This window comes from Butyricimonas sp. BSD2780061689_150309_C8, assembly GCF_015560935.1.
GTDB lineage: Bacteria > Bacteroidota > Bacteroidia > Bacteroidales > Marinifilaceae > Butyricimonas > Butyricimonas paravirosa.
Window position 1 is genome coordinate 1 of the sequence record NZ_JADMSV010000022.1, and the last position, 25,292, is coordinate 25,292.

Here is a 25,292-nt window from a genome sequence, read left to right on the forward strand (position 1 = left end):
TCCATAATAATTCATTTTTGAAAATTGCATTACAAAAATAATCAATTCGGAATTTACACACTTTTTGAAACACTATCCCAATCGACCAAATGAGTATATTGAAGAGACAATACAATAAAAAGAGAGATGCCTGTTAATCGATCGACTAACAGGCATCTCTGCGGTTCGGACGGGACTCGAACCCGCGACCCCATGCGTGACAGGCATGTATTCTAACCAGCTGAACTACCGAACCAGATTTAAAAACAACCTCTATTGTTTCTGATTGCGGGTGCAAATATAGCCTTTGTTTTTAATTCTACAATGATTTTTATACAAAAAATTCACGATAAACCATTTTTCTCCCGTCACTTTAATATATCAAGGTTAAAAACTATATTTGCAATAAATAACATTCATACTATGCAGCAGCCAAAAGAATACTATCAAGCACAAATATCACGCCTTACGATCCTCTTAAAAAAACACAGACAACGGCGTAACGGTATCACCCTCACAAAAGTCTTCTTATTCCTGTTAGCCATATATTTCATATATACCTTCGCCAACACAGGGTACACGCCTTATCTAATCGCTTTTATTGCTGCCATAGCACTATTTATCATCACGAATATATTCGAAACCAAATTATTAAAAGAAATACAATTCCTGCACAAACTTGAAGAATGTTCCCGTGTGGAACTGGAATATCTTGCCGGAAACTTTAAAAATCTCCCGACAGGCGAGGAGTACAAAGACCAGACTCACCCTTACGCTCATGATCTCGACATATTCGGGGAAGATTCCCTTTTCCAATCCGTCAACCGTACGGTCACGCCCCACGGAAGAGAGAAGCTACGGGAATGGTTGCTCCACCCGTTAAAATCCGGGCAACCCATCATCGAGCGCCAACAAGCCATCGAAGAATTTGCCCGCGAGCCGGAATGGTGTCACGTTTTCCGGGCCAAGGGCAACAGCCAACGCATTACCCACATGGCCATGCAACAAATCGAACAATGGCAGCGGGAACAAGTCGGGCTACCACGCTGGACTCGTCCTTTCCTGTATATCCTTCCGATACTGACGGTCTCTACCTGGATATTGTATATTGCCTCCATACTCACGTTAAATATTCCATTATTCCTTTCCTGCGTATCCCTTTTTTGTAGCTATTTACCGGCTCAAAAAACATTGCGAACTCATATGCGTCTGGATGAATTCACCCGTTCGTTCAGTAACCTTCACGAACTGATCGGACATTTTTCTACATTTACCTGTTCTTCCGTCAAATTAAAAGCATTGCGTCAACAACTATTCAACGAAACATACAACGCGGACGAGGCTCTACGTTCCCTGCATAAAATACAGGAAAGTTTCGACCAGCGCTCTAACGCGGTGGTTGCCATGTTCATGAACGGGCTTTTCATGCGGGAATTACACCTTATCCAGCGCCTTGTTGCCTGGAAACGCCGTTATGCCGCGGCCATCCCGACTTGGGTGGAAATCACGGGAGAACTTGACGTTCTGGTTAGTCTGGCCAACTACAAGTACAACCACCCCGATTTTATCCATCCTACTCCCGGAGACAATCAACTTTTACGGGGTACAGCCATCGGTCACCCTCTCCTACCCGCCAATGAATGTGTAACCAATGATTTCGAAGTAGCCCGGTTACACGAATTCTATATCATCACGGGAGCGAACATGGCCGGGAAATCCACCTTCCTACGTGCGATAGGGGTGAATCTTGTACTTGCTTGTTGCGGAGCTGTCGTTCGGGCTGAAAGTTTTGAATTCCAGCCTATGGCCCTCTTTACCAGTATGCGCACCGTTGATAACCTGGCGAAAGGAACCTCTTATTTTCATGCCGAATTACTCCGTTTACAACAACTTGTCAACATGGCACAACACGAAGAACGTTTGTTTATCATTTTGGATGAAATTCTAAAAGGAACTAACTCCCGGGACAAGTTGAACGGTTCCCGTCGTTTCCTTCAAAAATTACTCACGTTACCTGTTGCCGGACTTGTTGCCACGCATGACCTCGAACTCGGAGAACTTGCCAACACGATACCGGACAACTTCTTTAACCGGTGTTTCGAGATTACACACACGGATGATGACATTGCCTATGATTATAAACTGAAACCCGGTATCAGTCAAAACATGAATGCATCCATCTTACTTGAAAAAATGAAACTCGTGTAAGAATCATCCAATCCGAACATTCCTCTGTCGTTTCCGTTTAACACGGTAAAAACAGGAGAATATGAAAACAATGATTTTGATCACGCTACTTTTACCCATGGTACTTCTCAATGGATGTAAGGACAAAACTCAAGGTAAAGTTTCCAACATACCGGACAGCACGTTTGCCGCAACACCTGCCATTACCAATAATTATTACTTCGCCGGAGAATACCAGTATCAAACAGATAAAGCAACCTTAAAAGATCAAGCCACAGGTTCCACGTTCACCATCAATAACGGGGAAATAGCAACCCAATTGGCAGAACAATATTTAGCGCTAAAGCTTCCTAGCGGGAAGGGTGTCAGCGTTCAATTACTCGGACACCTCTCCCCGGCGAACGATGTTGAACACACTTCCATGAACGGCCTTACCGTTACTCAAATCATCGGCTTACACCCCGGAACAAATCCACGTGGCACACACCTCACGGGAGACTACATAACCTATGTACCCAACAATATCAAACCAACAGAACGGTTCATGTTCTCATTACATCCCGACTACACCTACACGTTCAGTATTTATAATCTAAGTGCAAACTCCTCCCGTAATGCTACCGGAAAGTGGTTTCTTTTAAACAAGAACGAAATTCAATTCACCAATAATCCCCTCACGAGTTTCACGAACGAGGCCTTCATCCATGATGACGGGAAACAATTAACCTTCAAGCTCAGTAAAAGGGTTTATTATAAACAAGAATCAGAAATTTCCCTGTAACATATTGCTTGTGCATCACCATGACTCACGCCATAACAATATAATAAGCAATACCTTACCGGGAAATCATCAAAATACAACCAGAAACTCGAATTCTACCGGACAAATAGTCTACAGTTTCACAACAGGTAATACTTCCGCCGAGGCTAAAGGCAACATGACAACATCATTCTCCGACAAAACAGATGAATTCTCTTGATCACGAACTTTAGCCTTTTTAGGATCTTGAACCTCGGATAAAGCAACATTCTTTCCTTGCTTTTCTCCTACTTTTACCAGTAAACGCACGGTCACGACCTCACGTGTATTTTCCAATAACGTGGGGTGTGTATGCACCACAAAACAACGATCTGTTAACCTTCTACGCCAAGCAATAGCTTTTTTCACTTCGTTAGCACGAAGTAACGCTAAATTCAGATTTTCCTCATCAGTTGAAAGAGATGTACTGTAACTATCCAACTGCAACATGATACGCCCTGCCTCTATATCTTCCTGATAGCGTTTTGCCATAGAAAGAATACTATCCAACTCTACATCATTGGATCCAAAATGCACGTAAAACGTTGCTCTACAAGGAACAAAACGAAATACACGTACACTATCCGATACTTCTTCGACGGGAACACATCTCGTCGCTCCTACTCCCGGGATAGACAGGAGAGAAAAGAACAATAAAAATACCTTTACACTCATTTAATTCCTAGTTATACACGTTCGTTCCTCTTATCCCCCACATCCTCTTTAGGAATAGCAAAGAACGATCATTTAATAATATGCAAAAATAAATAATAATAATGATAAATACAAATAATTATTTGTTAATGACAAGGCTGATTACTAATTAATTATCGTTATTGCACCTAAAACAATAAAACTCATTTGAACGTATATCAAAAAATGATCGTTTAATAAATACATAAGGAATAATTACCCTCTTCTTACATTTTATCAGACAAATCATTTTTCTAACACAAAACACATAGAATCAATTCATTATATAGTCGAATATTCGATTTATAAAAAAAGAAAGAAAGGAGAGGATTCCTCTACAAAAGCTCCCAGCCCCTCAAAAAGGAATGAAAGGATAAAAATATCCTCCTAAGAATAGAAAAAACTATCAGATTAAATAAAAATGAGCTATTCGACATCATAAAATCGAATAGCCCATTTTCCATTACCTTTCTTTTTATCCGCAATAGAAATATTTTTGCACGAGTTCCATTATTTTTACCTCGTCGTTTCCTAAATCCTGACGCAACGTTTTGTCATCAAACTTTTTCAAACCGGCCACTAAACCATCAATCAGACCGGGAGCAAACACCCCGTACTTTTCGAAATCAGCACGTTGTTTTTCCAGACACAACGCGGAATCATAACAGGATGCCGGCAACTGACTTAACCGATCAGCAACCCCCTTGTTCGCATCATCAAATATATTAACATCCACGTAACGTTCCTTCGCATATTGCAACGCGTCCTTCATTTCAAATCCATGACGCACGGCAACTGCCAACCCCGCGATCAACAGGTACACATCGGCCGAACCATCCGGACAACGGAATTCCACGGTTTGTTTACCACTGAAATCCTGATCTTCCACTTTTTCCAACGGGTTCGCATCACGCAACATATCACCCGCACCACTCGTCCATCCCAACGGTACACGTACCAAAACCGAACGATTACGATCTCCCCAACAAATATTCGTGGGAGCCTCTTGGTGGGGAACCAAGCGGAAATATGACATCGGATTTGTGTTCCCGAAAGCCGTCAACGAGGGTGCCAGATCCAGATACCCGGCAATAGCTTTCAATGCGCTATCCGTCAACTTGCCATTCTCGATCATCATATTCTTATCCCCTTTTTTCAAACGGGTATGAATATGCAACCCGCTCCCGGCCTTACCTACCGTGATCTTCGGGGCAAATGTCAAATCTACACCAAACTGATAAGCCAGCGTCCTCAGAATCCACTTGGCAATAATCAATTGATCAGCAGCATCTTCCATTTTCGTGGGCAGAAATTCGATCTCGTTCTGTTCGTACATCAAATCTCCCTTCGTGAAATTACCTACCTCGGAATGTCCGTATTTAATCAATCCTCCGGTTCCGGCAATATACTTCATGGCCAACGCACGTAAATCCCGCCCCTTGTTAAAAGGAGTAGACTCGTGATACCCTTTTTGATCGGAGGCCAAGAATAAATCCTCCTTTTCACTCACCACGTAATACTCTAACTCCCCCATCACCTCGTATTCCATTCCCGTCACTCGCTTTAATACCTCGTGCGCCTTTCGCATCGTGTACTCCGGTGACATTTCCAATGGTTTCCCGTCCTTCGTGTAAAAACTACAAAGAATATCAACCGCAGGTATCTCGCTGAACGGGTTCAGGAAAGCCGTACGATAACGGGGTAACACGTACAAGTCACTTGATCCGGCCTCTATATATGGGAACAGGCTGGAACCATCCACTCGTTCACCACACGTCAGTATATTATCCAGATGATCAAGACTATTGATAATAAAATTTAACGTCTTTAATCGTCCATCCGCACCGGGATACCTGAAATTGATCATCTCAATTTCATTTTCCGTCACGTAACGAATAATATCATCTTTGGTAAAATCTTTAGCATCTTTTTCTAAAAAACGGACCAAAGCATGAGGATTTAGTGCATATTTTGAACTCATATTTCTTTATTTATTAGATCTATTAATTTTTAGCTTCTAAAAATAAAAAAAATGAGTTATAATCCCTAGTTAATTTTAGATTCTAGATTTTAAATTTTGAATCTGATTAATTATTTTAGATTCCAGCCACACAAGCCGACGCTTTTAGCTCTCAACTTTTATCTTTTAGTTTTTAACTTTTATCTTTTCCTATTTGTCCAGCTCATTCAAAGCAAAAGCGTAAGCTCCGAAAGCGATAGCCCTACTTGTTCCCAGCTTTGTCGTGATTACCCCCATTCTTTTCACGGGATCATATTCAACCGTTTCCGTCGTTCCAGGCACGACAATTCGTCTGGACGTGGGAGCCAAGAAAGCCGCACAATCTCCCGGATCATCCAGGAAAAAAGCCTTCATTTCCATCCGGTCCGCCGGGACCCCTTCGTACATTTCCAAAGTTCCGTTCAATTCCCGCATCACGGCCGGCATCAAATATTTGTGGGCAGCAATAATCCCTCCACCAATCACCACAATTCCATCCACCACGGCATTCATCGAGGCAATAGCCTCTCCCAACACTTCTCCCGCATGATCAAAAGCTTCCCGGGCAGCCGCTGGATTCCCTTCGAGATTTCCCTCGGCAATCTCGAAAATCTCTTTCGGGGTCAACCGCCGTGTATCCCCAGACAATCGGGCATATTCCCTCTTAATCGCCCGGATCGAAATTCCCTCCTCGACCCCGTAAATCGGCTGGCGTTTATCCCGCAACACCCATACTTCAGCAGCCGCACCGTTATCACCCAGAAAAAGCTCCCCATCACGAACTACCCCACCACCGAATCCGGTCCCCAACGTAATGCCAATCAAATTCTTATACACCTTATTTTTCCCCGCATCCCGTAGCATACGATTCACTTCCGGCAACGCTCCAGCCAATGCCTCCCCGTAAGCGAACAGGTCCCCGTCATTATTGATAAATACCGGAATCCCAAACTTATTTCTCAAAAAAGCACCTAATGCCACTCCCCCTTGAAAAGCCGGTAAATTCTTCAAGTCACCGATAATCCCGTTCACGTAATCTGCCGGCCCGGGAAATGCAAAACTGATCGCCACGGGATCTTCCGGCAACTTCAATTTGATGGCAGAAAAACCCGTAACCATCGTCTCCAAGCACTTCTCCAAATTATCGCCATTTGAAGGTAAAACAATCGGTTCAACGATCTCTTCATTAGACCGGATAGCCGAGAATACAAAATTCGTTCCCCCGGCATCCAACGTCATCACTATTCTTTTATCAAACTGATACATAATAAGCTAAAAGTTAAAAGATAAAAACTAAAAGTTTAAGAGAATGTAGAATCACTTCCGGGTTTTAATTCCCACCGAGCAATACAACAAGTAACACATACAACCGAGAATCACGATAAGTGAACCGGCCTGTGTGCCGATCAAATCCGTACAATATCCCATCAATGGCGGGATTACCGCACCTCCGAAAATACCTGTCACCATCAGACCGGAAATCTCGTTAGCTTTCTCCGGACGGGCTTGAATGGCCATGGAGAAGATCAGGGAGAATATGCTGGAACACGTGAAACCGATCAACGCAATCAACACCAAAATCGAGTATTGCCCAGACATGAAGAACAACACGATCATGGCAGCAATAGCTACCAGAATGTTCACCCGGAAATACTTGCTACCGGAAACCCGTGCTAACAGGAAAGTTCCCACGAAAGCCCCGATCGTGCGGAAGGCAAAATAAACACTCGATCCGACACCCGCTCCCGTAACATCAAACCCACAACGCTCGATCAATAACTTCGGAGCCACCGTGTTAATCCCGACATCAACGCCCACGACAAACACGATACCCAAGAAAAGCAACAGGATCGTCCTATCCTTCAACAACCCGAACGTCGCTCCCCACGAAGAGGTCGACTGTTCCGGCGATTCCTCACGAATATGCACAAGCATTAACCAGCCCATGGAAATCAAGGTCAACAAGGCGAAAATCGGGAAAAGATATTGCCAATTTCCTAGTACGGTCGCCGCGAATGCCGCGATAAACGGACCGCAAAAAGACGAAACGGCCTTCAGCACCTGCCCCGCGGTCAACGAACTTGCCAGCACGTTTCCCTTCACCACGTTCGTCAGTAACGGGTTCAACGACACCTGCAAAATGGTATTACCGATTCCCAGCAGGGCAAAAGCGATCAGACACGTGTACAGGTTATAATCAATAAAAGGAATAATCATCCCCACAATGGTCACCAACATACTCACCAATACCGTTTTCTTACGACCGATACGGTTCATAAAAATAGCCGCCGGGACCGCCAGTAACAAAAACCATAGAAATACCATAGAAGGCAGGAATCCGGCAATAGTTTCACTTAACCCGAAATCGGCCTTTACATAACTGGTTGCAATCCCCACCACGTCACAGAATCCCATGATAAAAAAACCGAACAACACAGGCAGTAAAGCCTTAATACTTGTAGAACTTTCTTTCATAATATATAAATTTAACACAAACAAGAACATTAAAAGAGCGACTAATGTAAACAATTTCATTTAATATTTCTAACAATTAATCACCTCATTTCAACTTTGAAACGTTAAAATACACGCCCAATAAAATACTCGGAACGGCTACCATACGGACTTTCCAGTATGACAACCCGACTTGATGGCGAGATCGATGGGAGAACCATCCGCAGAGACCAGTTACAGACGTTCCCCGTCCGAATTAAAGCCGATCAATGAAACGTGTTTGCAACCAACTATCCACACCTCTGACATCTTTATGTAGCCCGTTCTCCACCTTATCTGCCATCGAACAGCCACAAAACAATAAAAATACGTATCTTTGCGGCCCGAAAAAACAAACCGATAAACGAAACGAATATGAGATTTACACACAAACAAATATGGGTGATCACTTTCCCGATCCTGGTCAGTTTGTTGATGGAACACTTGATTAACATGACCGATACCGCCTTTCTCGGCAGAGTGGGAGAAGTCGAACTAGGTGCATCAGCCTTAGCCGGCGTGTACTACATGGCAATCTACATGCTCGCTTTCGGTTTCAGCATCGGGGCTCAAATCCTCATCGGCCGACGCAATGGAGAAGGCAACTACAAGGATATCGGCCCCATTTTTATACAAGGGGTACTTTTCCTCGTGGGACTTGCCACGCTCATGTTCACAGTTTCCCGCATATACACGCCTTCGGTTCTCCGTTCGGTCATTGACTCGGAACAAGTCTACGTGGCCACGAACGACTACATGAAATGGCGAATATTCGGTTTCTTCTTCTCGTTTGTCGCCGTCATGTTCCGGGCCTTCTTCGTGGGAATCACCACGACACGCATCCTCACGATCAATTCGCTTGTCATGGTCGGTACCAATGTCGTGCTGAATTACCTGTTAATTTTCGGTAAATTCGGGTTCCCGGCCTTAGGCATTAGCGGGGCTGCCATCGGCTCGTCCGTGGCAGAACTCGTTTCCATGATATTCTATATCCTATATACTTGGAAAAAAGTTGATTGGAAAAAATACGCCCTTTTCAACCTGTCCAGTTTCAACCCGAAATTATTGTCGGGCATACTCAATATCTCCATTTGGACCATGATCCAGTCCTTTCTGGCTATGGCCACTTGGTTTCTGTTCTTTATTGCCGTGGAACACCTCGGTGAACGCCCGCTGGCAGTGTCCAACATCGTGCGCAGTGCCGCCATGTTCTTCTTCATGCCGGTTTCCGCCTTCGCTGCCACGACCAGCTCGCTTGTGAGTAACCTGATCGGCGCACAGGCCACCTCCCAGGTCTGGAGTACTTGTCTCAAAACAATCAAAATGTGCTACCTCTTTGTCATCCCGATCGGCATCATCATACTACTAGCTCCCGCCACATTTTTAAGAATATACACCGATGATCCCCAACTCATCCGAGCCACGATCCCTTCCCTTTTCGTGATGATGAGCGCGGTTCTTCTTTCCACCCCCGGCAGTATTCTTTTCAACGCCGTGTCGGGAACAGGAAACACACGTATGGCTCTATTCATGGAGTTCGGCACGCTCACGTTCTACGTTCTCTACATCATCTACATCGTGTTCTATCTCCAAGCAGATGTCGCCATCTGTTGGACCACGGAACACGCCTATTGGAGCATCCTGCTCATTCTCGGTTTCATGTACATGAAAAGCGGAAAATGGGCAGGCAAGAAAATATAGCATCACAAACTGAACACCACGTAGAACTCCCGTAAATACACCTGTTGTTCTCCCTCTCCCGTGTTCGTGAAACGGACGAACTTCACGGGAGTATCCTCCCATTTGCCGTTCAGACGGCCGCGAGCGTCACGGGTCAACGTCACGGTCTGCCACGTCTCATCGTCAGCAGATACTTCCATGACACCCCAGGAAAGATCACCCTTCACGTCAAAATTCAAACGAGTACCGGGAATCCGGTAGGCATCATCAAGTTCCAATTGCAGGTACCCCCCGGCCGGCCATTTCACGACTTCCAGCAAAGGGGTCAAATGAACCCGACTGGGATATACTTGTAAAGGCAGATGTTCCAGTTGAGGCACGTTCGTGGTCAACTTACAAGGTGAATAATCGGCTAACAAAGGCAAATCCGTCCCGGTCTGACGATTAAACCGTTCCGTGGCCTCCGTGAAAACATCCAGCACCAACGGTTGAAGTACTGTCGTCCCGGTCTTCACGCCCGGCTGGTAAGGATTCTGGTTAAATTGTCTTTCCAGCTCGTAACTTCTCTTGCGCAAGGCTTTAACGTGATTATACTTCCGCAGGAAAAGTTCACGATCACCACGTTCCCCGGCTTTAATCATGGACAAAGCCTCCTGCCCGGCATCTCCCAATATCTTGAACTGATGCAACCACGGGGTAATTTCTTCAATCAACGCCTCGTTTTCCCGGTCAATCAACAACAAATCGGCAGCCTCCACCACACGCTCGAACTCGTCCTGCAAAGCAAGAAAATCCCGCTCATCATAATGTCCTTCCCGATACCCCTTCATGAAACGCTCGGCCACGGGTTGAATTTCCACAGATTCTTCCCGACGGAAACGATGCACGTTCTCTCCCAGATCGGAATTATGACGGGCGAAAACGGTAAAGGCCTCCACGTTCTCCGGCATGATGGCCCGAATCGCCCGGTGCCATGACCGGAAACGATCATACGATTGCATATTCCACGTGTAGTCTGCCACGCAGTATATTGCCAGTTTGGATGCTTCCGCCCATTCCATGGGATTAGCCACGAAACCGGAAATGCTCCCGGCAATATCTTTCCCGTTACCATACACCTCGCCCAGTAACAGGTGATCCCTCACGTAATCCGACACGGGGAAATTCCACCAGATATAAGAGGGACGTTTGATTTGTTCCCGAATCCACTCCACGCCTTCTTTAGTAATCTCGGAAATCACCCGATCTCCCGTCCACATCACCTCCACGGACGGGTTCAACTTCTCACCTATCGTGGCAAGATACCCGCTTTCCGGTCGTGCCCATCCTTTATTGTACTCGGTTGGACACACGATCAAAGGCGTCACGTCGGGCTTTACCTGCACGAAATGGTCATCAATATAATTCAACAATTCCACCTGTCGGTCGGCTTTCGCCCCCTCACCGGAAATATCGTCAAAAAAGACAGCAAAAGAACGTACGCCCAAATCGTACATATGCTCGAACTTGGCCATCAATGAATCACGGTCGGAAGTCTCCCAGCGAATGTCTAACCCCGGATGAATCGCCCATACAAAATCCACCTCGTTCTCGTTTGCTACCTTCACCAGCTCGGCAAGACGAGCTGCCTCCTTGGCAGGATAAGGTTTCCGCCAGTTGGGCGAACTATGGAAAGGATCGTCTTTCGGCCCGTAAATATACGTGTTTAATTTATTCTCCCCGTAAAAACGCAGTTGCCTCAAACGGGCCTCGTGGCTCCAAGGCGTACCGTAAAATCCCTCGACCACGCCCCGGAAACGTACGTCCGGGTAATCCTGAATCCTAACAAACGGTAAATGCCCCTCGTGGAACAACTGCATGAAAGTACGCACGGCATAATACGTTCCCCGCTCGTCATTCCCGGCCAGCATGATGGCCTTATCGGTAATCGACAGGTAGTATCCTTCCGGATGATCGGGTATCAGCCGTTTTGCCCCCCGCACGGCCCGGTCACCTTTCTCGCCCACGTACAAGGAAAACCCTTCCGTCCCGAGACGGTCACCCAAAAATTGTTTCAACAAAGCTATTGCATGAGGATTAGCCTCCTGTTCACCCACGAGCCGGAAAGCAACCGGAATCGTCATACTCTTCCCCGTGACATTGACCTGACGGGGAGAAGGTTGCACTTGAATATCCTGAGCCATAACTCTCACCTGCACGAACAACAAGCAAACGAAGAAAACCAACACCTTTTTCATGTGGAAATATTTTATAAGATTACAATAATTTAGTCATAATATAAGCAGGACCGAAAAGCTCGGATTCCTCTTTCTCTTGGGAGCGATACCCCATTTTCTCGTAAAAACCGACTGCCGTGAGGCTGGCCGACAAATGCAACAAATGGACATGACGACTCAAGGCAAAATCCTCGACGCATTGTAATAAACGTTCCCCAACCCGCCGACCATGTACATCCGGGTCCACGTACAAGGCGCAGACCTCATCCCCTTCCAGTCCAACCGTCCCGACCACCTTCCCGTTTTCCTCCGCCACGAACATCGTCCGGGTAGCCGATATTTCACACAGATAATCAGGCGTGAACAAACGGCACATATAGTCTATCACCGCAGGTTCATAATCCCGGCTATTCACGAAGGTCAAGTTATTCCTAATCAGACGTGACACGGTTTCCGCGTCACGTTCATCAAATTCTCTTATTATAATGTCTATCACTTTCTACTTATTATATTCATGATCTGCGTACCCAACCCGACACGATACCCTTGGGAAACAAAAACGACCTCTCCCTTCGCGTTCAACAGGACGATCAAAGGCAGGCTCTCCGTGTTCGTCAAGTGTAATCCTTCTGCCAAACCTTTTAGCAAACGACCGTCCAAGTCCGTTCCCCACCGCATCACAGAAGGAAAAGCCCGGAAGTCCGCTCGATTGAACTTAGCCTGATGATCCACATCCTTAAACACGAAATACAAGGGAAGACCCAAGTTCTCGAAATCATCTTTCATCCCGCTCATATCCCGCAACAAATGATTCGTCGGCTCTTTATTCGCCTCGATCAAGGCTATCGCCGTGTACCCCTTCCCCGGAAGACGGATTGCCTCCGGTTTTGTCTTGCCCTCCGGGATAATGGATAGCGCCGTCGGGACCACTCCCAGAATCTCCATTTTCTCCACGCAAGGACGGATAAGCATATCTATATTTGTCAATTTACCAGCCTCCACTTGAAACGATACCAAATCTGCCAAAACAGCCCCATCACTCCGTCTATTTCCCGTTGAAAGAAGATAATCCCCCTCTTCCAGCGTGACAGGTTTCGTGAAGATCGTTTTATATGACGCACCAACACCCATATCCACCGCCGCATTACTTCCCAAGTCAATCGTCCGTACCCGACCATCTTCCAACTTTCCGATCGTAAAGTTCAGGAAATATTTTGGGTCACTCACCGTCTTTTGAGCATAATTTAACATCAACTCCCCTTTCGGTACTACCTTTTCGGTCATGAAATTAACCGTATGCCACGTTCCGTTCTGATAATACTCCGGTTTACCCGAAATCGGGCTTAACCGAGCCGGAATTCCCATTGTACGACAGGCTGCCACGAAGAAAACATTCCGGGAAAGTGCATCCGTCACCCCTGCCCGAATCACTCCCACCGGCGGAGTTACCACCTTCGCGGGGTACAGGGAATCAACAACCTTGATTTTTCCGGTTTCTTGGATCAGACCGATAACATCTGTTATTCCATGCCCCTTCAAAAATTCCCGAACGGGTTCCCGATAAGCCGTAAGTAACTCGTTCTGCACTCTCGGATTCAGTATGTATTCCGTGAAATAGGGATTCGACACATCACGGCCATCCCCTTCCACGTGAGACAACAACACGTCTGCCGGAGTGTCCTGCAAATCCTTCTCCGCGATCACGCCCAACAAATTCATGGCTAATGTCCGACGTTCAGGCGACACTTCACGCATAAAACGCAGCAATTCGGAATAATTTCCCCGTGACGCAACCATATACGTGGCAAAACGTGCCGTATCCACACCCAACTCCATCGCTACATCCCCGCCTTGCATCCTCGACATGAAAGTTGCCACGTAAACATTCCGTAACGAATCTTCCCGGGCAAAACGACGGTCATTCACGGCCCGTTCCTCATCGGTTGACAAAGCTGTAATATCATGTTGCCTTGGCGGTACCAAATCCCACTCCCCTGAAAACAAATCCCCGACAGTTTTATCCAACACGACGGTCAGTGTATCCTGCCGCTCCACGGACAATTCCCCAAAACCCAACTTCTTTCCCTTACTTGCCCAAACGAAAATATCTCCTTGCCCCAACGTCAGGAAAGTCTCACCCTTCACGTCGGAATACAATGTCACCACGGGGTAAAACTCCCCGTAATTAAATATCTTATATTCCACCTTCACATTCTCAACAGGCTGCCCGTTCTCGTCAATAACTTGAACTACTGTCGGAACGGTCCGTGTATAATGGGAAGTCACGTTCACGCCTGAACCACTTTCATTCACGTAAACAATCTCTTCCTGACCATTGTATTTCCCGAACACCTCCGACTCCACGTACATCGCCCTTTGCACGGGCAACGTGAACCACGCGATATTCAACCGAGGTTCCGGTTCACAAGCCCCCAAGTACTTCCACTCGCCATCCACCCAGACCTCAATCCACGCGTGATTATCATCACAATGCGCCCAGCGAGGCGTGTATATCTGACGTGCCGGAATCCCCACAGCCCGCAAAGCTGCCAGCGTGAATATGGACTCTTCACCACAGCGACCGTAAGCCGTGAGCATCGTGGCTAGCGGTGAACGGGTCCGGGCATTGGTCGGTTTATAGATCACGTGTTCATGACACCAGTGATTCACTTCCAGCGCCGCCTTTTCCATGGACTCACAGGTCGCAACCCGTTCCTTCAGTTCCTTGTAGAAAACGATACGGGCCGTGTCCAGATTCTCTTTCCCACCCCTCACGGGAAGTACAAAATGACGGAATATATCTTCCGGAATATCTTTCCCCCAAGGCATCGCCTCTCTCGCTTGAAATGCCCAACGCACGTTCTTCAACAGAAAATCTCCCCCCGAAAAAGATAGATCAATCAACGGAGAATAAGCGTAGAGAAACATCAGCGCCTCTCGTTCCTCCACGCTCATCGGGGAATCGAACACGGCAAACAAATTACCCGGGTTACCTTCCAACACCTTCTTCTTTTTCTGAAAATCCTGTTCCACCATCTTCCGGTAGCCCGGATCTGTCATAAAATGCTTTTCCTCACATGCACATAACAGCACGAAAGCAAGCAGTATCCATAAAACTTGTTTCATGATCATGATATTTTATGTCACAAATATAACAGATTTTTTCACTATTTTTGCCTCATGGACACGAAGGAAGAAATCATTAGGCAATTCGAGGCTCAAACCGCCCCGCTCAGCCCGGAAACTCACGAGAAATTGGCCAACATTCTCGTCCGTTTCGAACTGGCCAAAGGAGACCTTTTTCTCCGGGAAGGTGAGATATGTAAATATTACAGCATGGTCGCCCAAGGAATGATTCGCCTATTCTATGATAAAAACGGGCGGGATCTCACGGAACACTTCTCGTATGAAAAAGGGATATTCGTTTCGCTGGAAAGCTATTTCCGGCAAACCCCGAGTTACTTGATGATCGAGGCTCTCGAACCTTCTGTTATCTATTCTTTCCCGCACGATCAACTACAAGATCTTATGCGGACGAATCACGAGGTGGAACACATGTATTGCAAAATGCTGGAAAACTCCCTGATCGAATCACAGCAAAAAGCCGATGCCTGTCGTTTCGAGACCGCCCGGGAACGTTACCACCGACTCGCCACGGAACACCCGGAAGTAGTCAAACGGGCTCCCCTCATCCACATTGCCTCCCGGCTCGGCATGACCCCCGAAACGTTAAGCCGAGTGAGAGCTGGTTTGCTTTAACAATTTCTCCACCCGGGTAAAAGACTTACCCACCCATTTCCGGCTATTCCAACGGCGCACGAAAATAATCGCCCGGATATTCTCGTCCAACGTGAAAGCCACCCACATCCCGGCAAGCCCCCAACCGAAAGAAATCCCGAACACGTAACTCAACGCTGTCGCCACTCCCCACATGACAATCAACCCGGTGATAAAGGGATAAGTCACATCCCCCACGGCATTCAGCACGTTTACCGACAGGATATTCACCGCACGTCCCACCTCCAGCAAAATGTCAATACAAAGAATCATCACCCCCATGTACACGATCTCCGGATTGGAAGTCAACATTCCGAAAATAAACTTACTGCAAACCGCCGTGACCACCGCCACGCAAAGGGAAACCACGATCGAAAGTCGCAGACAATATTTCTGCAATATAAAAGCCGCATCAGTACGTTCGCCCCCGACCAGATGCCCGATCAGGATTGCGGCCCCTTGTCCGAGGGCCACGGAGAACACGTATGAAAACAGGATAATATTCATCGCGTAAGTACGTGCCGTCAGTGCCGCCGTACCCAACATAACCGTGAAATAAGTAATAACCACTTGCGACAAACTATATGACACCTGTTCCCCTGCCGCCGGAAGACCGATATGCAACAAGTTTTTCAACTTATCCCACGGGAACGGTCTCAGACACGAGAACGAGAAGCGAGGAACCACCTTGCCAAACGTGATATACAATAATAACGCTAACGCCACCGCTCGGCAGGAAGAAGTCGAAATTGCTGCCCCCACGACTCCCATTTGCGGTAACCCGAATTTACCGAAAATCAAGGCATAGTTTCCAATGATGTTCAACACGTTCATCAACAAGGTCACCCGCATGGGATAGTACGCCTTGTTGTGACTTCGCAGCACAGCCGACATGGTTAGAGCGATAGCTTGCAAGAAGGCAAAACCGCCCACAATCTGCATATAGGCCAACCCCTCATTGATCAGTTCCGGGGCCAAATCCATTATCTTCAACAAAGCCTCTGCCCGAAAATACAGGAAAGCGCTCGTGGTCACCCCGATCAGGGTATTAAAAAACAACGATACACCAATCACCTGCCGCACGTTTGCCTGTTGCGATGCCCCCAAATACTGGGAACAAAGCACGGAAGTCCCGACTGTCGATACCCCGAACACGAGAAATACCAGACTCAATAATTGATTCACCACCCCGACGGCCGCCACCGTATCATCCGAATAATGACTCAGCATAAACGTATCCATTGCCCCCAGCAACATGATCAATAACGTCTCCACGAATATCGGTCCCGTCAGTCTAAATAGCTGTCCGCGTAGTGTTTTAGTCGGTTTCATACATCCCATCTTAAAAAATCGTGCAAAGATAACACCACCACGCATTGGATGACTTGATCTACATCAATTTTTCTTATTCATACAAGGCTTGTACCGGTAACACTTCTTCTTGATTGACGATCTTCTCCCGCAACATGATAGTATCTCCCGCCGTACCCTCACTCATAACATCACTGAACCTCACCTGCAAATCAGGAACAAGTTAACGGGTCCGCGTCGGTAACTTATCGGCAACTTATCGATAAGTTATCGATAAGTTACGCCTTAGAGTACGGCGAGACTGACCAGATAATCTACTGAAATACGGGCAAATAAACAATGATGATCGGAATCAAAATGACTTCCACATTGTATAAAAGCAAACAATAATTAACAATAAATTTACATACATTAAAAAATGGGCTGTCCCAAAAGGTATTTTTCAAACTCCCTCCCGGCTTCGCCGTACTCCCTCTATAAACAGAGGGAGAGTTGAAATACTCCCTGTCTTCGGGAATAGTCACCAGCACCTCCTCTGTTCATAGAGGAGGTGGCACGAAGTGACGGAGGAGTTTTTTGAAATAAAATGCCTTTGGGGACAGCCTATTTTTCTATATACCAAACAAATACTATTTGTCTATATCCAGTACAACTTCATACGTCATATTGGGTTTGAAATCCGGATCATAAATAATCAGGAAGTTCTCGTCCACGGCAGCCTTCCAGTCTTGTCCGGCAGCCAATCGAGGATTATTCAAACGTTCAGGGAAGAAGTAACTGAAAGGCAAATCCAACACGTGTTCCTGTTTGAACTTATCCCCTTTCATACGCTCCAAGCTGAAATTCTCTTTCGTCTTGATCGTGATGATGCATTTCTTACCTTTTACCTTGGAAGTCACCGTAAAATCAGTCTCTTCCGGAATCTCCTGCAAACGCACATTCCATTTCGGATCACCATAATAAGCCAACACATCGCGGTCATGCCAGAAACCGATCTGGTCTTGGGTAGGTTGTTGAGTATTCATCGCTTTAGCAACTTTCCGGGCTGCAATTTGGAATTCGTTTCCATCAAAATTATAGTTTTCCTTGATCAAAGAAGGATACCATTGATTTTGCTGGTACAAGAAATCCTGTTGGTTCATGTAAACAGCCTCTGCCAAAGAATAACGTCCCGGATTGGTCAACCAGTATTTCAAACCACCCCAACCGTTACGCCCGTGCCAAGTGGTCACGACGTAACCGATCATCGTGGCAGCATTACTACCATTCATCCAAGCGATAGCCATACTTTCTTTCGTGTTGTTCACGTTACCGATCAAACAGTTACCCACGGCAAAAAACACTTTCCGTTTTCCACTTTCCGGCACATCCCAAGTCGCTTTCGTTTTATGATCATTGAAATACAACTTCCCGTCTTTCGCCCGGATGTCTCCCGTGGAATAACGCACCTGCAAATCCTTTTCCGTGGCGTGCCATGCCGTTACCACCAAGTCCGGATCACATGCAGCATACATATCCGAGAGTTTCTTCAATCGTCCATCCACGGAAACATTACCCGTTTTCACGGCCTCCCCTTTGCCTGTCTTCTCGCCCCACAATCCCAGTGTCTGATCATCCACCCAAGCGTAACGGTCAAACCATTTGGCACTCTTTAATTCTGTAATCGTAGCCACGGCATTCTTAATAACCAAAGGTTCCGTGCTGTTGTCCAACATCTTCATCGCCCCATTTGCATCATAACCGGTAATAATCCCCCAAAGGAAATCGGCAAAAATGTCCTCATCCACCTCACGGCTCACGTGATGCATATCAATCACGTAATCCCGGTTCAAATTCTCCGGTTTCTCCACGATAGCCACGTAACGCGGTTTCACCCGTTGAAGATCCGCCAGGTTCTCACGAGGCGCTTTCTCGTAAAAAAAGACCTCCGCACCATGCTTTTCTTTTAACGCATTAACTACTTGCATCCACGCTGCATCCTGTTGTACAGCCTTGGATGCCAACACAACATACTCGCCTCCGGCACGTCCATTTGCTTTCTTCTTTTGAGCAAATGAAGACATCACCGAGATCATTAAACACAATAAAATTGATAATCGGTAAACTTGTTTCATTTCGCAATAAATAATATATAAAAACACAAACTTAATTAGTTTTCAAATATAAGCATCAATCAATTTTAATACCCGACATTTTAGGTTAAATTTACGTTAAAATATACCATTTACCTCTTTACTTCCTGCCACACGATCTTGAATGATCGTTTCCCATCCGGGGCAACAGCCCGAACTCCCAACCACAATACCTCACTCATAGCCTTCACGTTAACCCCACAAGCATAAGCTGCCCAAGAAGTAGTTGTCGTAATTAAACGAGGTCTCGCCTTTGACGAATCTTTCAGGTATACCTCAAAATACCATGTGTCGATAGCCTCATTCATCACGGGCATATCCTTTTCACGATTCACCCACGGAATCACGTTCCATACCAACTTGAAATCCAAAGAATCCGCGTACGTCCGAATAATTTCCGCTTTCGTGATCTCCGGTTTCACGGGTTTAAATTTCATCCGGGCATCCGTCAACGCCAGCTCCCCGATGAACATCTCGAAATCATCCGACGTATTCTCCACGACCAAACCGATACAAGCAACATGATCATTCTCGTTCCAACCGAAATTCCCCAATTTACAAGTCACCGTCTGCCATTCCCGTGAAATATTTTTCCCTTCCACCGGAATTTCAATAAACTGATCTTCTGCACCGACCTTGGACAATACAAGTTTCAATTTACCGTACTCGCCCATTTTCATTTTATACGTAAACGATAATTTCACCTTTTCGTGAACCGGAATATTCGTCTTAAACAAACGCACCTTGGAATATGTCGTTCTCCCGTGTAGTTTCAAGCATGACCCACCGAACCAAGCATCTTCAAACACGAAATCACATTGAATCGCATCAGCAGGCACCCGCCCGTCATGCCCCGTAACCCACCAACGCCAAGAAGGCATCCAATCCTGTACACCCACGTTATACCACGGGTAACCGTTCTCCGTCTTCCCTTCCCGATTGAAGAAAAGCCCGTTCCCGAGATTAAACCGGGTCACGAAAGGTAACTCCTGCATTGTACTTCTTGCCGGGAAAAAGGTCGAGATCCCATGAAAACGCCGCATATCCTCTTCATTCACGGTGGTAATCGTATTCGTCACAACAGGAGCATTCACCGGATTGCGTGTGCCACTCGTGAAAAAATATTCCAGTTTTCTCAAGTAAGTTTGTTGCACAACGAGCGGCTCCTTACCATGTTCGTAAGACGCATTATGAATGTTATTCCGGTCATGTTCTCCCCAAAGGCAAACGGACACGGGTTTATCCTTCAACACCTCCCAGCCCTTCCCCGCACGAGGTTCAGAATCGTAACTGGAAAGCCCCCGGCCCCGCAGATAAAAACCGGCATACACGTCATACGAACTCCGCCCGAACTTCACCGCATTCCTAGCCGATTCACCCATCGGATCGTTATTTCCTCCCCACACATCAATATTATAATTCAACATAAACATATCCGTCACCCTCCGGTTCCCTTTTTGGAACCAATTCCGGTTACGCTCCTGCAAAGCATTCTGCCCGAAACTTAAATGCCCCCGGCTATCATTACTGTCATACCAGTCGATATGGAATCCTTGCAAACCCAGTTTCTCGGCCTGCACATGTAACTCCACGAAAAAATCCTGTACCTCGGAGGCCACATCCGTATCCCATTCCCCCTCCGGGTTCACCCCGATTCCATCAATCCCGTAATACCGCAAAAAACGGATCAACTTCTCCGCGTACTTGAAACGCCCGTATTCATCTTTTGTCATGAGTTTTGAAAAGAGATCGTACACCCGGTCACCAGCCTTTTTCACCGGTTCCGCCCAGTTGATAAACAACACGCATCCCGTTCGCACCCCATTTTTATGAGCCACGTCGTTAAACACTCCCGGCACACGAAACCATCCGTCTCCCCAATTCCCGTGTATATCCACGTATTGCCACATATTAAAATTATCCGCCTCAAACTGATTCCGGGGAAACGATTTCCATTCTTTTTTCCCGTCACCCATCGGCGTCCACCAGCATAATTGCCGGGCAGTGGTAAGTTCCGGATGTACTTGGGTATTTTTATTTTCAAAACGCTCTTTCAATTTCACCCGGGAAATAAAGAAGTTATCATCCTCACTCACCGGGATTCCCGGTTCCCAAACCTCCAGAAACTCCACGAAATTCATCCCGTTCGAGGGATTCCACTGAATATCTTTTGACCGCTGGGCATAGATATTCGAAAATAACAAAACAAATAGGAAACAATAAGATACTTTTCTCATACAAATAATATTTACACAAAACACAACGTGATAAAAGTAATAAATTATCACAGAAAAGTATCAACAAGATCCTAAAGAATGTATTTTTCGAAAAAACGAGGGTGTGTCAAAAGTCATTTATCAAACTCCCTCCCCCCTTCGGGGTACTCCCTCTATAAACAGAGGGAGAGTTGAAATACTCCCTGTCTTCGACAAGAGTCACCAGCTCCTCCTCTGTTTATAGAGGAAGTACCCCGAAGTGACGGAGGAGTTTCTTCAAATAAAATGACTTTTGACACACCCCTGTTCACACTTATGCCACGAAACTTATCGTATCGTTTCCATTACACACCGGTCCAGTTGCTCTCCTCGCAATCTAGTCCCGACAATCCGATTATCCTTATCCAAAACAATCAAGTAAGGGATTCCCTGTATCCCCAACATCTTCACCAACGGATTTCCCCACGCCTGTAAATCAGACACGTGAATCCAAGGTAAACCGTCCTGTTCGATAGCCTTCAACCATTTATCTTTTTTATCATCCAACGACACGCTGATGACCTCTAATCCTGCATCATGATACTTCTCGTACAACTCCTTCACGTGAGGATTCTCCGCCCGGCACGGGCCACACCAAGAAGCCCAAAAATCAATGATTTTCACTTTTGCTTTCACGGAATACAAAGATACGGGTTCACCTTGTGGCGTTTGCAATGTGAAGTCTGGGAATAAAGCCCCCTTCCTCAAATCAACCTCATTTTCGACGTATTTCGTAAGAATATTCCCAAGGGTCGTGTTTCGAGCAGAATCACCCAGCAATTCGTATTTTCCTCTCAACATTTTATTCTTGTTCAAAGTAAACAAACGTGCATAAATCAAACTCGCAGCCACAATGTTATTATTATTTTGAATAAACTCGTTCTCCTTGCTTTCATAAATGGAATCTAACTCTTCGGCAAGAGCCCGAACATGATACTCCCCGAATAGATTCTTCTCCTGAACACATTTTTGATACACCTTCTCCAAGGAATCCCGTTTCTCTTTTATCACATCTTCCACTTCATTTTTAAAAAGCACATGCGCTTGCTGGAGATCACCCCCAGACACGCTCCAAACAGCAGGTTGCCCTTTCACGTTCACATCAAAAGAAGTATTCTCCAAGAATAAAGGTATTCTCAATTTCACATCCTTGGCCATCAACCAAGCAAATGTCGGCTCCTTCACGTTTCCCGTCATTTGAAAAACGCCATCACGTACATCCGCCCGGGCCAACGTGTCCAGTTTATCCGTTGTATCCGGGGAAAGTAAAAATACTTTCCCCGAGTAACCGGCAATATAACCATTCACTATATATTGAGACCTCGTCAGACACCCGCAAAGAATCACCATCATCGTGCACAGGCATCCACTCACCATTTTTATCATAGGAGAACCTCCTTGTAAGCAATATCAATGATGTTACCTAAACCCTTATGTTCCTTCTTCTTAACAGGAGCCTTATCCCATTGTGGTTCAAATTCGTAAGTGCGCATAACCCCGCACGTTCCCTTATCGGCACCGTCCATCGTTGTTCCCACTACTAAATGCTCGCTACGCAACTCTTCCCAAGCCTGATATTGACGCATCGCCGTGAAAGGATTAAATTTCAACACTTTGATTGTCTCTCCCGGGAAATGGCAAACCTCCTTCACGGGTTGACTAGGGTTCTTCATATCAAATTTGTAAATTCGGTCCTTCGTTGCGTAGAAAAGTACCCCAAGAATCGGGTGGCAGGCAAATAGAGTCGCCTTATCTAGATCCGTGCCAGACAATTTCCCGTAATACTTTTGAGTATTAGCCCCTTCAGTGCCTAATATAATCCCGTAATAATAATAATCTCCCGCTCCATCCTTCAGCACAGCATAAGTCAACCCGTTATTCACCGTGGATTGCAGCAAAACCATTTCTTTACCCTCCTGTTCCGCGGGGAAAAGAATATCACCTTTAAACTTCATCACGGTAGGCCTTCCCGCCCCCGTTCTTATCTCGACAAAACGTCCCGCTTTATCATACAGCATGATCGACGTTCCTCCCATGTTTCCCTGACCCTGGTAACGATAAGCATTCCCGAGAAAAGGAGCGGCCTCGAATTTGACCCCATCAATTTCATTAATCGGAAAATCGAATAATCCCCCGTTCGTGGATACAGTATTGGAATACACGTCACCTTTTTCATCCACGACAATCCAATACAAAGGAGGATATATCCATTTACCGGATTCAGATTTATAGGAAAAATATAGCATGGCTTCAGATGCCCGAACATACACGTGTTCCGGTTGGGCTCCAAAGTTCCACCTGATATTATTGTCTTCTCCCGCATGCATATCTACCGGGTCCAATCTATACGTCCCCTTCTCGCAAGCGAACAAATTAATAACGTCTCCATTCCCCCTAGCTAAAAAATTATACATCATTCTTATAGGCTTTCCCGTTACCAAATCACTTTCAGACCAAATATCCCGTGAAATAATATCGGTACTGGCATCCACGTTCACGACCATATCCATACGTGACTGGCCGTCCTTCTCGCAAAGTATCATCCATCCCTCGCTAGTCAAACTGGTTACCTGCAAGTAAAATTTCTGTGACCAGCATATCTCCGTTTCTTTATCCTTCACGTTATAGAAACAAGTGTATGACCCGGCTTTCAAGGTTACAGGTAGATTCAAATCCTTCGTCGTGGCAACCACGTAATTAACTGAATCCGCCCCTTTATCCTTATCCGCATTCGACGGGATAAACTTCCATTCGTAAGTGTAATCCCCTTCGGTACCGACCAAGTTTTTCACCTCGGGAGAAATTTTCAAAGTATCCACGTAAGCGATTTTACGATATGCGATACCTGTTTCTATCCCAGTAATATCAAGTTCATTAATCACCTGATAATCATAATTACCTTTATCGTCCGCGCACGAACTGACAAAGCCTAGTAAGGTTACAAGTAACCCGTATATTACATATTTCATAATTCTCGTTTTAACTTCATGACACACAATAAACTAATTCTGAGAATCCGGCCCCATGACCATCAATTTGCCATCTTCGTCTTTCGTGGGATTCTCCTGCAACCAACGGTGCATGTATTTCCCGACATAAGAAAGGTATCCTTGCGTGAAAGTCCCCTCTCCTAAAATGCCGAGCCAAACTTCCCGGTCGATTCCCATCTCGTCGCAAATCAAAGCCGCTTTCGTCTGGCTCCAATCGCCGAACCGGCTTTGTCCTTCGCTAGACCACCAACCCGGTCGGGGAAATCGTTCGTTCATGTAGATCACGCGTTGGTAATCCACGTCTCGCCACGTGACAGAATCTTTTGCCGCACGACGGCTATACATGAAACTCAATTCCGGGGTCTCGTTTAGCCGCACGGTAAAACGACGACTATGAAGTTTCAAGCCTTCTCTTCGTTTCAACATGATATTAATATCCGCGTAAGCCCCGTTAGCCGGGATTACATATTCCTTGTCAAACGACTCGAAATCCACACCTTCCTCCGCGGCTATCGTGTCGGTCTTATCCGATACCACATCCACGGTAAATTTCCTGTCATAACTAGCGACGTTACCTACAAGCATGACACGTAATGCTATTTCCTGTGTTTTCACGTCACCGGCTTTCATTCCCCAGGACACAACAACCGTATCCCCCAACAACCCTTTCGTGTCAAAATATATACCACTTTTCCCCTCGAATGTATCCAGATCCTTCTCGCAAGCACAAAGGAATGCCGTGAAGAATAACAATATAAAAAATACCTGTTTCATAATCCCT

Annotated in this window: 17 protein-coding genes and 1 tRNA gene; 4 read left to right on the forward strand and 14 right to left on the reverse strand. The window is 46.0% G+C overall.

Annotated features, from left to right (window positions below; translation table 11 throughout):
• Window positions 1–161 precede the first annotated feature (161 nt).
• Window positions 162–235, reverse strand: a tRNA-Asp gene (locus I2I33_RS14940).
• A 167-nt stretch (window positions 236–402) separates the two neighbouring features.
• On the opposite strand from I2I33_RS14940, the gene I2I33_RS14945 reads away from it, so the two are divergent.
• On the forward strand, window positions 403–2,187 hold the full coding sequence (locus tag I2I33_RS14945) for a MutS-related protein (RefSeq protein WP_162613881.1): 1,785 nt from the start codon (window positions 403–405) through the stop codon (window positions 2,185–2,187).
• A gap of 61 nt (window positions 2,188–2,248) precedes the next feature.
• Window positions 2,249–2,947: a hypothetical protein gene (locus I2I33_RS14950; RefSeq protein WP_087422707.1), complete on the forward strand. Its 699-nt coding sequence runs from the start codon at window positions 2,249–2,251 to the stop codon at window positions 2,945–2,947.
• 111 nt (window positions 2,948–3,058) lie between these two features.
• Here the strand turns inward: I2I33_RS14950 and I2I33_RS14955 are convergent, their stop codons facing one another.
• The 4 genes from I2I33_RS14955 to I2I33_RS14970 form a co-directional block, all read right to left on the reverse strand.
• A complete protein-coding gene (locus tag I2I33_RS14955) occupies window positions 3,059–3,640 on the reverse strand; it encodes a hypothetical protein (protein ID WP_087422708.1) in 582 nt (193 codons plus the stop codon).
• Window positions 3,641–4,133: 493 nt separating this feature from the next.
• Window positions 4,134–5,639: a glutamine synthetase family protein gene (locus tag I2I33_RS14960; protein ID WP_087422221.1), complete on the reverse strand. Its 1,506-nt coding sequence runs from the start codon at window positions 5,637–5,639 to the stop codon at window positions 4,134–4,136.
• Window positions 5,640–5,828: 189 nt separating this feature from the next.
• Window positions 5,829–6,923 carry an ROK family protein gene (locus tag I2I33_RS14965; protein WP_195666840.1) on the reverse strand — a complete coding sequence of 365 codons (1,095 nt, stop codon included), beginning with the start codon at window positions 6,921–6,923 and terminating at the stop codon, window positions 5,829–5,831.
• A gap of 51 nt (window positions 6,924–6,974) precedes the next feature.
• Window positions 6,975–8,132 carry an MFS transporter gene (locus tag I2I33_RS14970; RefSeq protein WP_087422260.1) on the reverse strand — a complete coding sequence of 386 codons (1,158 nt, stop codon included), beginning with the start codon at window positions 8,130–8,132 and terminating at the stop codon, window positions 6,975–6,977.
• Window positions 8,133–8,525: 393 nt separating this feature from the next.
• On the opposite strand from I2I33_RS14970, the gene I2I33_RS14975 reads away from it, so the two are divergent.
• The gene (locus tag I2I33_RS14975) at window positions 8,526–9,851 is read left to right on the forward strand and encodes an MATE family efflux transporter (protein ID WP_087422219.1); all 1,326 of its coding nucleotides are present in this window, start codon (window positions 8,526–8,528) and stop codon (window positions 9,849–9,851) included.
• 2 nt (window positions 9,852–9,853) lie between these two features.
• On the opposite strand, the gene I2I33_RS14980 is transcribed toward I2I33_RS14975, so the two are convergent.
• From I2I33_RS14980 to I2I33_RS14990, 3 genes are read right to left on the reverse strand one after another with little or no spacing between them, the layout of a single operon-like run.
• Window positions 9,854–12,067: a beta-N-acetylglucosaminidase gene (locus tag I2I33_RS14980; protein WP_087422218.1), complete on the reverse strand. Its 2,214-nt coding sequence runs from the start codon at window positions 12,065–12,067 to the stop codon at window positions 9,854–9,856.
• A 19-nt stretch (window positions 12,068–12,086) separates the two neighbouring features.
• Window positions 12,087–12,542 carry a GNAT family N-acetyltransferase gene (locus I2I33_RS20495; protein WP_087422217.1) on the reverse strand — a complete coding sequence of 152 codons (456 nt, stop codon included), beginning with the start codon at window positions 12,540–12,542 and terminating at the stop codon, window positions 12,087–12,089.
• Window positions 12,539–15,172: a transglutaminase-like domain-containing protein gene (locus I2I33_RS14990; RefSeq protein WP_087422259.1), complete on the reverse strand. Its 2,634-nt coding sequence runs from the start codon at window positions 15,170–15,172 to the stop codon at window positions 12,539–12,541. The genes I2I33_RS20495 and I2I33_RS14990 overlap by 4 nt, the downstream gene beginning before the upstream one ends.
• Window positions 15,173–15,226: 54 nt before the next feature.
• On the opposite strand from I2I33_RS14990, the gene I2I33_RS14995 reads away from it, so the two are divergent.
• Window positions 15,227–15,805, forward strand: coding sequence for a Crp/Fnr family transcriptional regulator (locus I2I33_RS14995; RefSeq protein ID WP_087422216.1), 579 nt, complete (start codon window positions 15,227–15,229; stop codon window positions 15,803–15,805).
• On the opposite strand, the gene I2I33_RS15000 is transcribed toward I2I33_RS14995, so the two are convergent.
• From I2I33_RS15000 to I2I33_RS15025, 6 genes are all read right to left on the reverse strand, one after another.
• Window positions 15,776–17,164, reverse strand: a complete 1,389-nt coding sequence (locus I2I33_RS15000) for an MATE family efflux transporter (protein WP_087422258.1) — start codon at window positions 17,162–17,164, stop codon at window positions 15,776–15,778. The two genes, I2I33_RS14995 and I2I33_RS15000, sit on opposite strands and share 30 nt — an antisense overlap.
• Window positions 17,165–17,763: 599 nt before the next feature.
• Window positions 17,764–19,197 carry a hypothetical protein gene (locus tag I2I33_RS15005; RefSeq protein WP_229128325.1) on the reverse strand — a complete coding sequence of 478 codons (1,434 nt, stop codon included), beginning with the start codon at window positions 19,195–19,197 and terminating at the stop codon, window positions 17,764–17,766.
• 161 nt (window positions 19,198–19,358) lie between these two features.
• Window positions 19,359–21,503 carry an endo-beta-N-acetylglucosaminidase gene (locus I2I33_RS15010; protein ID WP_087422214.1) on the reverse strand — a complete coding sequence of 715 codons (2,145 nt, stop codon included), beginning with the start codon at window positions 21,501–21,503 and terminating at the stop codon, window positions 19,359–19,361.
• A 306-nt stretch (window positions 21,504–21,809) separates the two neighbouring features.
• Entirely contained in the window at window positions 21,810–22,907 is a 1,098-nt protein-coding gene (locus I2I33_RS15015; RefSeq protein ID WP_087422213.1) for a TlpA disulfide reductase family protein, read from the reverse strand.
• Window positions 22,904–24,490 (reverse strand): PKD-like family lipoprotein, encoded by a 1,587-nt coding sequence (locus tag I2I33_RS15020; RefSeq protein ID WP_087422212.1) that lies wholly within the window; start codon window positions 24,488–24,490, stop codon window positions 22,904–22,906. The genes I2I33_RS15015 and I2I33_RS15020 overlap by 4 nt, the downstream gene beginning before the upstream one ends.
• A gap of 33 nt (window positions 24,491–24,523) precedes the next feature.
• On the reverse strand, window positions 24,524–25,285 hold the full coding sequence (locus I2I33_RS15025) for a DUF4843 domain-containing protein (protein WP_087422211.1): 762 nt from the start codon (window positions 25,283–25,285) through the stop codon (window positions 24,524–24,526).
• Window positions 25,286–25,292 lie beyond the last annotated feature (7 nt).

What these genes read in the sequence shown, in the direction of transcription:
- I2I33_RS14945 (WP_162613881.1), top strand. Translation starts at nt 403, where the DNA reads ATGCAGCAGCCAAAAGAATACTATCAAGCACAAATATCACGCCTTACG.
- I2I33_RS14950 (WP_087422707.1), top strand. Translation starts at nt 2,249, where the DNA reads ATGAAAACAATGATTTTGATCACGCTACTTTTACCCATGGTACTTCTC.
- I2I33_RS14955 (WP_087422708.1), bottom strand. Translation starts at nt 3,640, where the DNA reads ATGAGTGTAAAGGTATTTTTATTGTTCTTTTCTCTCCTGTCTATCCCG.
- I2I33_RS14960 (WP_087422221.1), bottom strand. Translation starts at nt 5,639, where the DNA reads ATGAGTTCAAAATATGCACTAAATCCTCATGCTTTGGTCCGTTTTTTA.
- I2I33_RS14965 (WP_195666840.1), bottom strand. Translation starts at nt 6,923, where the DNA reads ATGTATCAGTTTGATAAAAGAATAGTGATGACGTTGGATGCCGGGGGA.
- I2I33_RS14970 (WP_087422260.1), bottom strand. Translation starts at nt 8,132, where the DNA reads ATGAAAGAAAGTTCTACAAGTATTAAGGCTTTACTGCCTGTGTTGTTC.
- I2I33_RS14975 (WP_087422219.1), top strand. Translation starts at nt 8,526, where the DNA reads ATGAGATTTACACACAAACAAATATGGGTGATCACTTTCCCGATCCTG.
- I2I33_RS14980 (WP_087422218.1), bottom strand. Translation starts at nt 12,067, where the DNA reads ATGAAAAAGGTGTTGGTTTTCTTCGTTTGCTTGTTGTTCGTGCAGGTG.
- I2I33_RS14990 (WP_087422259.1), bottom strand. Translation starts at nt 15,172, where the DNA reads ATGAAACAAGTTTTATGGATACTGCTTGCTTTCGTGCTGTTATGTGCA.
- I2I33_RS14995 (WP_087422216.1), top strand. Translation starts at nt 15,227, where the DNA reads ATGGACACGAAGGAAGAAATCATTAGGCAATTCGAGGCTCAAACCGCC.
- I2I33_RS15000 (WP_087422258.1), bottom strand. Translation starts at nt 17,164, where the DNA reads ATGGGATGTATGAAACCGACTAAAACACTACGCGGACAGCTATTTAGA.
- I2I33_RS15005 (WP_229128325.1), bottom strand. Translation starts at nt 19,197, where the DNA reads ATGTCTTCATTTGCTCAAAAGAAGAAAGCAAATGGACGTGCCGGAGGC.
- I2I33_RS15010 (WP_087422214.1), bottom strand. Translation starts at nt 21,503, where the DNA reads ATGAGAAAAGTATCTTATTGTTTCCTATTTGTTTTGTTATTTTCGAAT.
- I2I33_RS15015 (WP_087422213.1), bottom strand. Translation starts at nt 22,907, where the DNA reads ATGATAAAAATGGTGAGTGGATGCCTGTGCACGATGATGGTGATTCTT.
- I2I33_RS15020 (WP_087422212.1), bottom strand. Translation starts at nt 24,490, where the DNA reads ATGAAATATGTAATATACGGGTTACTTGTAACCTTACTAGGCTTTGTC.
- I2I33_RS15025 (WP_087422211.1), bottom strand. Translation starts at nt 25,285, where the DNA reads ATGAAACAGGTATTTTTTATATTGTTATTCTTCACGGCATTCCTTTGT.